Origin of the sequence: Pandoraea sp. (genome assembly GCF_041919235.1) — a bacterium.
Lineage (GTDB): Bacteria > Pseudomonadota > Gammaproteobacteria > Burkholderiales > Burkholderiaceae > Pandoraea.
This window is the reverse complement of the sequence record NZ_JAYRUC010000014.1, coordinates 17565-30661: the sequence shown is the minus strand read 5'-3', so window position 1 is coordinate 30661 and position 13097 is coordinate 17565. Positions and strand designations below refer to the sequence as shown.

Here is a 13097-nt window from a genome sequence, read left to right as displayed (position 1 = left end):
CAAGAAAACCCCGTTGCTGGCTGGCAAGCGCTCGTGGCAATCGGCGTGTCAGCGGCGTTGTGATCGACGCTGAGAAGCACGCAGGCAGGCGCGGCTGGCGAAACATCTCGTGCCACCCGGCCGCGAAGATTCGGCCGTGGGACGAAGAATTTAAATAAGAATCATTTGCATTTATAGCGATGAACGGCCGATGCGTCAAGTCAATCCGAGACGCAAGTCAATAAATGGGAAGGGGACGAAAGGGGCGCGTCAGATCGGCAGGCTCGTATCGAATTTGATTTCGCGCAGGACGACGCTCGTCTTCACGTTGGCCACGGCGGGCAGCCGGAAGATGTGTTCATGCAGGAACGCGTCGTAGGCTTTGATGTCCGGGGCCACGATCTTGAGGATGTAGTCGGCCTCGCCCGTGGTGCTGTAGCACTCGGTGACTTCCGCACACGTGCGGATTTCGCGCTCGAACTGTTCCGTGCCGCCCTCGGTGTGGCGCGTGAGTTGCACGTGGGCAAGGGCGCATACATGCAGGCCGAGCTTTTCGCGGTCGAGCAGCACGGTGTAGCGCTGGATCACGCCGCTTTGCTCCATGTCCTTGATCCGGCGCCAGCACGGCGTGGCCGACAGGCCCACGTTGTCGGACAGTTCCTGCGCGGAGCGGCGCGAGTCGATCTGCAACAGACGCAGGATCTGACGCGCAAAATTATCGAGTAATTCCATTTCTCAAAATAGCCTTTTACGAAATGAACGTTTCTAATTGTGCGCCAAAACGAGTGAAATAGTAAAAATCTTTCTCCTGCCTCCCCCTACACTGCTTGCATGCCGACGCGTGCCCGCGCTATGCGCAAAGCGCGTCGAGACGAACAGAACACATGCCCCCGAAGCAAGGCCGACACCTCGGTCATCTCAGTCCGCCACAGGCTGCGGGGTTCAGGAGAGACACGATGAATGCCCCCATGCGCGCCGCGCCAGCGACGCCGACGGCCAACCCCCTGGCCCATCCCGATTACCAGCTCTCCGACGCGCTCACGGCGCATCGCGGCCAGATCTTCCTGACCGGCACACAGGCACTTGTGCGCATTCTGTTGATGCAGCATCAGCTTGACGCCGCGCGCGGCCTGAACACCGCCGGCTTCATCAGCGGATATCGTGGCTCGCCGCTCGGTGGTGTGGACCAGCAGTTGTGGAAGGCGAAAAAGCTGCTCGATGCGGCCAACGTCAAGTTCCTGCCGGCGATCAACGAAGAACTGGGCGGCACGGCCGTCATGGGCACGCAACGCGTGGAAGCCGACCCCGAGCGCACCGTCGAAGGCGTGTTCGGCATGTGGTACGGCAAAGGGCCGGGGGTGGATCGCGCGGGCGATGCGCTCAAGCACGGCAACGCTTACGGCGCGTCGCGCCACGGCGGGGTGCTCGTGGTGGCGGGTGACGATCACGGTTGCGTATCGTCGTCGATGCCGCATCAAAGCGACTTCACGATGATGGCGTGGAGCATGCCGGTACTCAACCCGGCCGACATTGGCGAACTGGTCGAATTCGGTCTCTATGGTTATGCGCTGTCGCGTTTCTCGGGTGCGTGGGCGGGCCTGAAGGCCATCTCCGAGACGGTCGAGTCGCGCGGTACGGTCGATCTGGACAAGCTCCGCACGGACTGGGCCGAACCGCTCGATTACGTGGCCCCGGAAGGGGGCTTGCACAACCGCTGGCCCGATCTGCCGAGCCTCGCCCTGGAGGCGCGTCTGGCGGCCAAGCTCGACGCCGTGCGCGCTTTCTCACGCGTGAACAGCATCGACAAATGGATCGCCCCGGCCCCCGAGGCCGACATCGGCATCGTGACATGCGGCAAGGCGCATCTCGATCTGATGGAGTCGCTGCGGCGTCTGGATATCACCGTCGACGATCTCGCGACGGCAGGCGTGCGCATCTATAAGGTGGGTCTGTCGTTTCCGCTCGAGACGTCGCGTTTGGACACGTTCGTCGCCGGCCTGAAGGAAATTCTCGTGATCGAGGAGAAGGGCCCGGTCGTCGAGCAACAGATCAAGCAATTCCTCTACAACCGCACGACCGGCACGCGGCCGATCGTGCTCGGCAAGACCGACGCCGAGGGCCGCGCCCTGCTTTCGGCCTTGGGCGAGTTGCGTCCGTCGCGTGTGTTGCCGGTGTTCGCCGAGTGGCTGGCAAAGCATCGCCCGGCGCTGGACCGTCGCGAGCGGGTCGTCGATCTCGTCGCGCACGACATTCTGTCGAATGCGGCCGACGGTGTGCGCCGCGTGCCGTACTTCTGTTCGGGTTGTCCGCACAATACGTCGACGAAGGTACCCGAAGGCTCCATCGCGCAAGCCGGGATCGGCTGCCACTTCATGGCGTCGTGGATGGATCGAGACACGACGGGCCTGATTCAGATGGGCGGCGAGGGGGTGGACTGGGCGGCGCATTCGCACTTCACCAAACGCCCGCACGTCTTCCAGAATCTGGGCGACGGCACGTACTTCCATTCGGGCTTGCTCGCGATCCGTCAGGCGGTGGCTTCGAAGGCGAACATCACGTACAAGATTCTCTACAACGATGCCGTGGCGATGACGGGCGGGCAGCCGGTCGACGGCTCGATTTCGGTGCCGCAGATCGCGCGGCAGGTCGAAGCCGAAGGGATCGCGAAGCTCGTCGTGGTGAGCGACGAGCCCGAGAAGTACCTCGGTCACGAGGGCCAGTTTCCGAAGGGCACGACGTTCCATCACCGCAGCGAACTCGATGCCGTTCAGCGCGAACTGCGCGAGATTCCCGGCGCGACCGTGCTTATCTACGATCAGACCTGTGCGGCGGAGAAGCGTCGCCGTCGCAAGAAGAACGAGTTCCCCAATCCGGACCGCCGTCTGTTCATCAACGAGGCCGTTTGCGAAGGCTGCGGCGATTGCGGCGTGGCATCGAACTGTCTGTCGGTCGAACCGGTGGAGACGGCGCTGGGACGCAAGCGTCGCATCGATCAATCGTCGTGCAACAAAGACTTCTCCTGCGTCAACGGTTTCTGTCCGAGTTTCGTGTCGGTCAAGGGCGCGCAGTTGAAGAAGGCGCTTGCCGCCGCTTTCGATCAGGCGGCCTTCGAAGGGCGTCTGAACGCGCTGCCGCAGCCGGCTGCGCTCGCGGGCGATGCGCCGTTCGACATCATGGTCACGGGCGTGGGCGGCACCGGCGTGGTGACGATCGGTGCGCTCATCACGATGGCGGCGCACCTCGAAGGCAAGAGCGCGTCGGTGCTCGACTTCATGGGCTTCGCGCAGAAGGGCGGCGCCGTGCTGTCGTTCGTGCGCTTCGCGAACACGCCGCAAGCGCTCAATCAGGTGCGTATCGACACGCAGCAGGCCGACGTGCTGCTCGCCTGCGACATGGTCGTGGGCGCCAGCGCCGACGCGCTGCAAACCGTGCGGCGCGACCGCACGCGTGTGATCGTCAACACGCATGCGATTCCGAACGCGACGTTCGTGCAGAACCCCGACGCGAATCTTCATGCCGACGCGTTGCTCGCGAAGATGCGTCATGCGGCCGGCAACGCCAAGCTCGATGCCTGCGACGCGCAGGCGCTGGCGCAGCGTTTTCTCGGCGACACGATGGGCGCGAACATCATCATGCTGGGCTTCGCGTGGCAACTGGGACTGGTGCCGGTGTCGCTGCATGCGCTGCAACGTGCCATCGAGCTGAACAACGTGGCCGTGCCGATGAACCAGCTTGCGCTGGCGATCGGCCGGCTGGCTGCCGGCGATCCGGCGGCGTTGACGGAGACGACGGCCAAGGCGGCGCATGCGCCGGTACACGCCCCGGTCGCGGACGACATGACGTTCGATGCGCTCGTCGCCCATCGCATGGAACTGCTCACGCAGTACCAGAGCGCGGCCTATGCGGCCCAGTTCGCCGACTTCGTGAAGCGCGTGGCCGACGCGGAAACGCGTGTGGCTGGGGCGCCGGGCCGTCTGTCGCGCGCGGTCGCACAGCAGCTCTCGCGTTTGATGGCCTACAAGGACGAGTACGAAGTGGCGCGGTTGTACGCGCAAACGGCGTTCACCGACGCGCTGGGTGAGACCTTCGAAGGCAAGCCGGGGCGCGACTTCCGCCTCGAGTTTCATATGGCTCCGCCGCTGATTGCGCGCGGCAAGGGCGGGGCGCAGCCGAAGAAGGTGAGCATCGGGCCGTGGTTGTGGCCGGTGCTGCGTGGCATGGCGAAGCTGCGCGGATTGCGCGGCGGCGCGCTCGACGTCTTCGGCTACACGCTGGAGCGCCGCATGGAGCGTCAGTTGATCGCGGACTATCGCACGACGATGGAGCGCGCGTTGGCCGGACTCTCGGCCGATACGCTGGCCGATGTGATCGCGCTGGCCGAGGCCCCGGCGAAGCTTCGCGGCTACGGTCATGTGAAGCTCGCGAACCTGGCGATGGTCAAACGCGTCGAGGCGACGATTGCCGGGCGACTGGGCGTGACGCCTGCCACGGGGACAGCCGTCGAACAGGCGCTGGCGCACGTGCGCAACAGCGGCAAGTCGCTCAAGGGGATTCCCGTGGTGACGGCGCGTTGAGTGTTGGGTGCCGGTGGCCAACTGGCCATCAGGCGCGCTGCGGGGGATGCGGGGGCTGCGGCCCCCGTTTTTTATGTGCGCATCGCATGCCGTCGCCGTTCGCGGCAGAAGCGTTTGCGTGCCGTCATCGCGCCGACGCGCTACCATTCGGGAGTTATGGTTGACGCAGTCGGGTGAACCGGAAGCCGCAGCGGGTGCGACGATGGGAAGCCGTCGATGGCGCGCGAGGCGCCTGGGTTCGCCATAAGCGCTTGATTACGGAGAGGAAAATGAGTGTTTCGAAGGCACCTGCGGATCGCAAGGTGATCCTCACGGGTGACCGCCCGACGGGGCCGCTGCATCTGGGTCACTATGTCGGCAGTCTGAAGAACCGCGTGGCATACCAGCACGAGTACAAGCAGTTCATTCTGGTCGCTGACGCGCAAGCGTTGACCGACAACACGGACGATCGCGGCAAGGTACACCGCAACGTCTCGGAAGTGGCGCTCGACTATCTGGCGGTCGGCATCGACCCCGACGTGACGACGATCTGTGTGCAGACGTGGCTGCCCGAGCTGACCGAACTGACGTTCTACTATTTGAATCTCGTGACCGTGGCGCGTCTGGAGCGTAATCCGACCGTCAAGCAGGAGATTGGACTGCGCAACTTCGAGCGCGATATTCCGGCCGGCTTCCTCACGTATCCGGTGAGTCAGGCGGCCGATATCACGGCATTTCGCGCCACGCTCGTGCCGGTCGGCGAAGACCAGTTGCCGATGATCGAGCAGACGAACGAAATCGTGCGCCGTCTGAACCGTTTGGCGGATCGCGAGATTCTGGTCGAAGCGAAGGCGCTGGTGCCGCCGATCGGGCGTCTGCCGGGCATCGACGGCAAGGCCAAGATGAGCAAGTCGCTGGGCAACGTGATCAATATCTCGTCGACACCGGACGAGATCCGCGCGGCGGTGAAGAAGTGCTACACGGACCCGCTGCATTTGAAGGTGGAAGATCCGGGGCATCTGGAAGGCAACGTCGCGTTTGCGTATCTCGACGCCTTCGACGAAGACAAGGAAGGCTTGCAGGCGCTCAAGGACCACTACGTGCGCGGCGGTTTGGCCGACTCGAAGGTCAAGGCGCGTCTGGAGGAGCGGTTGCAGGAGATGCTGCGCCCGATGCGCGAGCGTCGCGAGCAATTCGCGAAGCAACCGGACTACGTGTGGGACATGCTGCGCGCCGGTACGGAACGCGCGCGCGAGACGGTCTCGCTGACGCTCGAGGATGTGCGCTCGGTGTTCGTCACGCCCGGATGGAAGAAGTAAGGTCGCGCCGACGGTCGCATCGACGCAATCCTCACAGCAAAGCAGCCCGGCCGGGCTGCTTTTTTTATGATCGCGGCGGGCGACCCGGGGGCGTGGAGAGCGGTGTCCGGCCGGCCGGTCGGGACGCTGCGGCGGTAGTGACCTGACTCACGCTACTTGCGCCACTCACGCTACTCACGCCACTTACGTTATTGATGTTACTGACGTTGGCGCACGATTCGCATCGCGTCATGTCGTTCTTGAACGACTCGGCACGGCTGCCGTGTGGTGCGTCGTTCGCGGATGCGGTGTGCGTGTCGGCGCGTGCGCCCGACTGGGCGATGAGGTGGTCGATGCGTGATAGCGCCATGTTCTGCAGCTTCAGAAGCTCCGCAATTTCGGATTCCACGTCGGTAAGCGCGTCCTTGATGCGCTCTCCGGCGGCGTGCGCCCGATAGCGCTGACCCAGATCCGTCGTCGGTGGGGCATATACGGTCTTGATTGGAAGCATGATGGATTTGTCTCCTCGTTAGTGAATGAACCATCGCCGAACCGATGGTTTGCCGTCAAAGGCGGGTGTTCCCGAAGGTGCGGTCAAAATTTTCGAGATTCTCGTTGAGTGTGCGTTGATTGCGTGTGGCATGCGCAATGCCGTAATTGATCTTGCCGAGGCGCGCTTGTATCTCGGCGGTCGCGCCGGATTGATGGATGCCATGCCTCGCCTCGAGCCCGTGATTGACGGCGTCGTTAAGATTCTTGATCGCCGTGATTTCGTTCGATAGATTGCCCCAGCCGCGATTGCGCGCGTAACCGAAGACATTGAAGATGCCGTTGGCAGCCGTCATCACGCCGGTCGCCGTCGAGGCCAGCTTCAGCCCCAACGCAAGCCCGGCAAGCGCAGGCAGCAAGCCGGGAAGCAGGGCCGAGGCGACGCCCAGCGAGACCGTAAGGACCAGAAACGAGACCAGGATCAGAATTCTCGTTTTCCAGCGCCGCTTCTCTGACGGAATGGCGGCCTGCGCCTGGGTCAGATAGTGATTGATCAATGGCTCGGTCTTGCTCAGGAGGTCGCCCGTCAGCTCGAACGCGGTATGCAGCTCCGCTTTGGCCTGTCTGAGCGCGGCCGGCGTCATGGCGGCATGGCTCAGCGCTTGCTGTTTGTCCGCCAGTAGCCGCCGCGCCGACGAGGCGCACGCCATCGTGTCGAGCGCGGCTTTCAAATGCGTGAGTGCCTCGAACGCCGCCTTCGCCTTCGGCGTGAGTTGCTCCGGGTCCGAGATCGAGCGCTGTGAACCAACGCTCTTGAGCGACGTCAACGATAGGTCGCGCGCACGGCAAATTCGCTCGACGGCGGTCTCGAATTGATCGACCAGCGCTTCGACACCGAGCAGATCGGACGCCTTGTGCGTCGAGACGGCCTCGGAGAGTTTGACGATGGCGTCGTACTCGCCGGACAACTTTCCGCGAATCGCGCCGGGGGCAACCGTTTGTGTCGCTGCCGTCCAGTCGCGCTTGATGTTGGCGAAGTTCTCGACGATGGCCGCGCGCAGTGTTTCGATGGTCGGTAATGTATCCGCAGCCGGCGAACTCGATCCGGGGTCAATCGCATGTTGTCGAACGACGACCTGCTTCCAATCGGATTGCGCGGTAAGACGCCCATCGCTGGCGACGGGGTCCAGAAGGGCTGCATCGAAGGCGCCCAGTGATTTGTAGGTTTGCGGAATGAGCTTCATGGGTAGACACCTTCTGCGCGACATTTCCTGGAGTCTATGCAGCGTCGCCTGCGCGCGCTTTTCATTCGTGCGCGGGATTATCGGAATTGCAGCCTCGCGCAACGTCGGCAACGTCGCCAATGACGGTAATGACGGTAACGACGGTATCAGGCGCAGAAGAAAAAAAGCGCCGCGATGTACGAGACATCGCGGCGCTTCTTCGTCGATTCCTGCGCACGGGCTCGCGCGCGCATCGGTTGGGCCTATTGCGGCTGCTTCGCGACCTTGCCGTCCTTGAACACCCAATGGATGCCGTCGCCCTGACCGGTGAGCACCTCGATCGATTCGAGCGGATTCCCATCGACGACCAGCACGTCGGCCAGCGCGCCCGGTGCAATGACACCCAACTCGCCCACGCGATTCAGAATCTCCGCACCGATGACCGTCGCCGAGCGCAGCGTGTCGGCGGCACCCAGCACTTCGGCGCGGATCGTCAGTTCGTCGGACTGATATTTGTGCATGTCGCCGAGCAGATCGGAGCCGAAGCCCATCTTCACGCCGGCGTCGCGATAGATCGTCAGCGACTCGCGACCGGCGCGCTGCACGCGCTCGACCTTTGTCACGGACTCCGGCGGCAGGCCCAGCGAAGCGCCGTCTTTTGCCAACGCGTCGTAGGTGACCAGCGTCGGCACGACGTACGCGCCTTTCTCGGCCATGAGCTGCGCCGTCTCTGCGTCGCACAAGTTGCCGTGTTCGATCGTGCGCACACCGCAGCGCACGGCGCGCGCAATCGCCCGGGGGGTGTATGCGTGAGCCATCACATAGGTCTGTGCGGCTTCGGCTTCGGCGACCGCCGCGCGGATTTCGTCTTCCGAGTATTGCGTGTTGGCGATCGGATCGACCGGCGATGCCACCCCCCCGGACGCCATCAGCTTGATCTGCGTGGCGCCTTTCTGGATCTCCTCTCGCACGGCAAGGCGGATCGGATCGACGCCATCGACGACGCGTCCGATCGCGCCCGCGCGAAAGGCGCACGAGCACGGCTCGAGCGTGTCGCTGCGCGGGCGGAAGTCGCCGTGCCCGCCCGTCTGCGAGAGCGCTTTACCCGACGGGAAAATGCGTGGCCCCGGAATCACGCCCTGCTCGATGGCCTGTTGCAGCGCCCAGTCGGCACCGCCCGCGTCGCGCACGGTCGTGAACCCGCGAGTCAACATGCCCTGCATGATCGGCAGCGACTTGAGCACGGTGAGTACGTTTGGCTGACTGGCGTTCGTGCCGAGGTTGGCGTGCGAGGCGAGCACGTGCACATGGCAGTCGATCATGCCGGGCATGACGGTCTTGCCGGTGACGTCGATCACCGTCGCGCCGTCGATGTCGAGCGGAGTGGCGCTGAGCGCGGTGATGCGATTGCCTTCGATCGCGACGTCGTGGCGCTCGAGCAGGCGGCCGGCGGCTGCATCGAGCACATTGCCGCCGCGAAGCAGGGTAACGGACATGGGGGAATTCCTTGAAAATGGCAAAAGGCGCGCCAGACAGGGCGCGCCTCGACGACAGGTGAGTCAGGCCTTGGGCAGTGGCTTAACGAAGCGCGTGCCGATCAGGCTGATGGCCGCCGCAACGATCACGTAGATCGCCGGCGCCATGTTGCTGCCCGTGCGGGCAATCAGCCACGTGATGATAAGCGCGGCGAATCCGCCGAAGATCGTCACCGCGAAGTTGTAGGCCACCGACAGACCCGTCGAGAGCACTTTCGCCGGGAACAGCTCGGAGAACGCGGCGAGAATCGGGCCGGTATAGCAAGCGATGAGCAGGCCGAACACGATCTGGAACGTGAGCAGCGAGTGCAGGCCCGGTGCGACGTTCAGGTACGTGAACATCGGCCATGCGAGCAGCAGAATGAGCAACGCCGAGCCCGACAGGAACGGACGGCGGCCAAAGCGATCGGCCAGACGTCCCACCACCGGTGCGAACACGAGAATCATCGCGCCGCCGACCATCCCCGAAGTGAAGCCGTCGGAGGCGGGCAGCTTGAGCACGCGCTGGGCATACGTCGGCATGTAGAACAGCAGCACGTAGGTGCAGATCGTCCACAGGATGACCATGGAGAAGCTGGCGAGCGTCTCACGCGGATACTGCGAGATCACGTCGCGCAACGGCGTGTCGGACTTCTCGGCGTGCTGGAACGTCGGCGTTTCGTCGATCTTGTTACGGATGTAGAAACCGACCGGCCCGATCAACATGCCGACGATGAACGGCAGACGCCAGCCCCACGACTCAAGCGATGCGCGGTCCAGCTCGGTCGTTACGAACGTGCCCACGGCTGCACCGAGCAGCACGGCAAAGCCGATGCTCGACTGAATCCATGCCGAATAGTAGGCCCGCTGGTTGGCGGGCGCGTACTCGGTCAGGAAAGCCGTTGCACCGCCCATTTCGCCGCCGGCCGAGAACCCTTGCAGCAAGCGCGCCAACACGATGATGAGGGGCGCTGCCAGTCCGATCTGATCGTAGGTCGGGGCCAGGCCGATCATGGCGGTGCCGGCGGCCATGAGCAGAATGGTGAGCGAGAGCGCTGCCTTGCGGCCCACGCGGTCGGAATAGATGCCGAGCACGATGCCGCCGACGGGGCGCATGAAGAACCCCACGCCGAACGTGGCCACAGCGAGCAGGAACGACGACAGATCGTCGCCGGTGGGGAAGAACTGCTTCGCGATGATCGCCGCGAAGAAGCTGTAGACGGTGAAGTCGAACCACTCGAGACCGTTGCCGATCACCGTCGCCACGATCGCGTGACGACGCTGGCGGGCCAGGGTCTGTTGAGGCATTGCGAAGCTCGCTTGCATCTGAGTCTCCCGGAGGATGGGGGCGTCCGTCGCGTGCTTCGAGATTCACGTCATGCCGGTAATACGCCTGCTTTTCTGTCGGATCACGTTCACCGGCGCTGTGTAAGCGTCAGTCGCTTCTCTCTGCCCCTGAGAACGTGCGCGGATGGGCACAAAGTAGTTCAGACAAAATGACAGGCCAAACGATAATTCTGCATGTTGCCATGCGCTGCACGCATGGCAACATGCAGAACGTCACGTAACCCCTATGATGGGAAACGCGTTTCCGCGTAAATCCAGTGACGGAAAATTCGGGCGGCTGCATGCTCGTGGCGCTCGGCAGGCCACACGAGATAGTAGCCGCCGCCGAGACTGGCGCTGGCGTCGCAGGCGGGCACGAGCAGTCCGGCGTCGAGGCAGGAATCGATCATATGCCGCCACCCCATGACCAGGCCACCGCCTTCGATGGCCATCTGCACGAGTAGCGGATAGTAATTGGCGCTCACCATGCGTGGAAACTTCGGGGCGGTGACCCCTTGGCATTCGAACCAGTCGGGCCACGACATCCACTTGCGCTGGCCGTCTTCGATGAAGAGCAGTGTCTCGCCGACGAGATCGGCCGGGGTGAGCTTGCGTGCGTTGAGATAGGCGGGCGAGCAGACGGGGAAGACCTCCTCGTCGAAGAGTCGGCGACCGGCGAAGTCCGGGGGCAGGTCGTTTCTCACGTAATACACGCCGAGGTCAAATTCCGAGGCGGAGAGCGACGCAATGCCGTCTTTCACGATCACGCGAATCTTGATATCCGGATGGGCGGCGCGAAATCGCATCAGTTGCGGTGTCATCCACAACACGGCCACGCCCGACGAGCAGGCCACGGTGAGCTCGAGATCGCCGCGCCGCTTCATCAGATCGGCGGTGGCTTCGGCGCACTCGCCGAGCAGGCGTTGAATCTGCTCGGCGTAGCGTTGCCCGGCCACCGTCAAGCGCAGCGTGCGATGCTCTCTCGTGAAAAGCGCGCGCCCGAGGAATTCCTCGAGCTGCGCGATTTGCCGGCTCACGGCGCTTTGCGTGAGGTTGAGTTCGACGCCCGCCCGGGTGAAGCTCGCGTGGCGCACGGCGGCGTCGAAAGCAATCAGGCAATGCAGCGGCGGTAACGGCGAGATGGCCATGCGCGGTGACGAGAGAGTGGGGGGGCGCCTTGCGCGAAATCAGCGCTTGCCGACCATCTGCTCGGGGCGAACCCAGGCGTCGAACTGCTCATCGGTGACGTGGCCCAGCGCAAGTGCGGCCGCCTTGAGCGTGGTGCCCTCCTTGTGGGCCTTCTTGGCGATCTGCGCGGCCTTGTCGTAACCGATGTGCGGGTTGAGCGCGGTCACGAGCATGAGCGATTCTTCGAGCAGCGAGGCGATGCGGGCGCGGTTCGGCTCGATGCCGATGGCGCAGTTGTCGTTGAAGCTCACGGCGCCGTCTGCGAGCACGCGTACGCTTTGCAGGAAGTTGTGAATGAGCAATGGCTTGAACACGTTCAGCTCGAAGTTGCCCATCGAGCCGCCCACGTTGATGGCCACGTCGTTGCCAAACACCTGAGCGCACAGCATCGTCATCGCTTCGCACTGGGTCGGGTTGACTTTGCCCGGCATGATCGAGCTGCCCGGTTCGTTTTCCGGAATCATCAACTCGCCAATGCCGCAACGGGGCCCGCTGGCCAGCCAGCGCACATCGTTGGCGATTTTCATCAGGCTGGCGGCGAGCGTCTTGAGCGTGCCGTGCGCGTTGACGATGGCGTCGTTCGCAGCGAGTGCTTCGAACTTGTTCGGTGCGGTGACGAAGGGCAGGCCCGTATCGCGCGCGAGCGTGTCGGCCACTTGCTTCGCGAATTCCGGATGGGCGTTCAGGCCCGTGCCCACGGCCGTGCCGCCGAGCGCGAGTTCCGCCACGTGGGGCAGGGCGTCGTCGACATGCCTCAGGCCGTGGTCGATCTGCGCGACCCAGCCCGAGATCTCCTGGCCGAGCGTGAGCGGCGTGGCGTCCTGGAGGTGGGTGCGGCCGATCTTGACGATATCGTCGTAGGCGCGGGCTTTGGCGGCCAGGGTGTCGCGCAGTTGGCCCACGCTGGGTTTGAGGTGGTTGACGAGGGCGTCGAGGGCGGCCACGCTCATGGCCGTCGGGAATACGTCGTTCGACGACTGGCCTTTGTTCACGTCGTCGTTGGGGTGTACGAGACGCGCTTCGCCACGCTCGCCGCCGAGCAGTTCGCTGGCGCGGTTCGCGAGTACTTCGTTCATGTTCATGTTCGACTGCGTGCCCGAGCCGGTCTGCCACACGGCCAACGGGAATTCGTCGTCATGCTGACCGGCGATGACTTCGTCGGCGGCTTTCACGATGGCGTCGGCTTTCTTCGCGTCGAGCATGCCCAGGCCTTTGTTGACCTCGGCGGCGGCGCGCTTCACCCGGGCGAGTGCGCGCACGAGCTCGCGCGGCATCTTCTCGGTAGAAATCTTGAAATTCTGCAGCGAGCGCTGCGTTTGGGCGCCCCAGAGACGATCGGCGGGCACCGCAATTTCGCCGAAGGTATCGCGTTCCATTCTCACAGGCATGATCGACTCCTCGAAGAGAGACTTGAATTCTAGAGCTTTAGCGACGATCCGGCACGCCAGCACACGCAGCGACGTGCCACGACGTGGGAATGATGGGGAATCATGGGGAATGATGTGGGGCGAAGCGGGCCTGGTCGGA

General features: G+C 63.8%; 9 protein-coding genes. 2 read left to right on the top strand and 7 right to left on the bottom strand.

Annotated elements, in window-relative coordinates:
• Window positions 1–249: 249 nt before the first annotated feature.
• A complete protein-coding gene (locus ACE3UG_RS12800) occupies window positions 250–711 on the bottom strand; it encodes an Lrp/AsnC family transcriptional regulator (protein WP_374624451.1) in 462 nt (153 codons plus the stop codon).
• Between the two features lie 224 nt (window positions 712–935).
• On the opposite strand from ACE3UG_RS12800, the gene ACE3UG_RS12795 reads away from it, so the two are divergent.
• Together ACE3UG_RS12795 and trpS are read left to right on the top strand one after the other, a co-directional pair.
• Window positions 936–4553, top strand: a complete 3618-nt coding sequence (locus ACE3UG_RS12795) for an indolepyruvate ferredoxin oxidoreductase family protein (protein ID WP_374624449.1) — start codon at window positions 936–938, stop codon at window positions 4551–4553.
• Between the two features lie 269 nt (window positions 4554–4822).
• The gene (trpS, locus tag ACE3UG_RS12790) at window positions 4823–5851 is read left to right on the top strand and encodes a tryptophan--tRNA ligase (RefSeq protein ID WP_374624447.1); all 1029 of its coding nucleotides are present in this window, start codon (window positions 4823–4825) and stop codon (window positions 5849–5851) included.
• 64 nt (window positions 5852–5915) lie between these two features.
• Here trpS and ACE3UG_RS12785 read toward each other — a convergent pair whose 3' ends face one another.
• The 6 genes from ACE3UG_RS12785 to fumC all read right to left on the bottom strand — a co-directional run bounded on the left by ACE3UG_RS12785 (window position 5916) and on the right by fumC (window position 12946).
• Window positions 5916–6341, bottom strand: a complete 426-nt coding sequence (locus tag ACE3UG_RS12785; protein WP_374624445.1) for a hypothetical protein — start codon at window positions 6339–6341, stop codon at window positions 5916–5918.
• A 55-nt stretch (window positions 6342–6396) separates the two neighbouring features.
• Window positions 6397–7563, bottom strand: a complete 1167-nt coding sequence (locus ACE3UG_RS12780; RefSeq protein ID WP_374624443.1) for a hypothetical protein — start codon at window positions 7561–7563, stop codon at window positions 6397–6399.
• A 242-nt stretch (window positions 7564–7805) separates the two neighbouring features.
• A complete protein-coding gene (locus ACE3UG_RS12775) occupies window positions 7806–9038 on the bottom strand; it encodes an amidohydrolase family protein (protein WP_374624441.1) in 1233 nt (410 codons plus the stop codon).
• 63 nt (window positions 9039–9101) lie between these two features.
• Window positions 9102–10364 (bottom strand): MFS transporter, encoded by a 1263-nt coding sequence (locus ACE3UG_RS12770; protein WP_374624439.1) that lies wholly within the window; start codon window positions 10362–10364, stop codon window positions 9102–9104.
• 263 nt (window positions 10365–10627) lie between these two features.
• Complete coding sequence (locus ACE3UG_RS12765) at window positions 10628–11530, bottom strand: LysR substrate-binding domain-containing protein (RefSeq protein WP_374624437.1); 903 nt, start codon at window positions 11528–11530, stop codon at window positions 10628–10630.
• Window positions 11531–11569: 39 nt separating this feature from the next.
• Entirely contained in the window at window positions 11570–12946 is a 1377-nt protein-coding gene (gene fumC / locus ACE3UG_RS12760; protein WP_374624569.1) for a class II fumarate hydratase, read from the bottom strand.
• Between the last annotated feature and the right edge of the window lie 151 nt (window positions 12947–13097).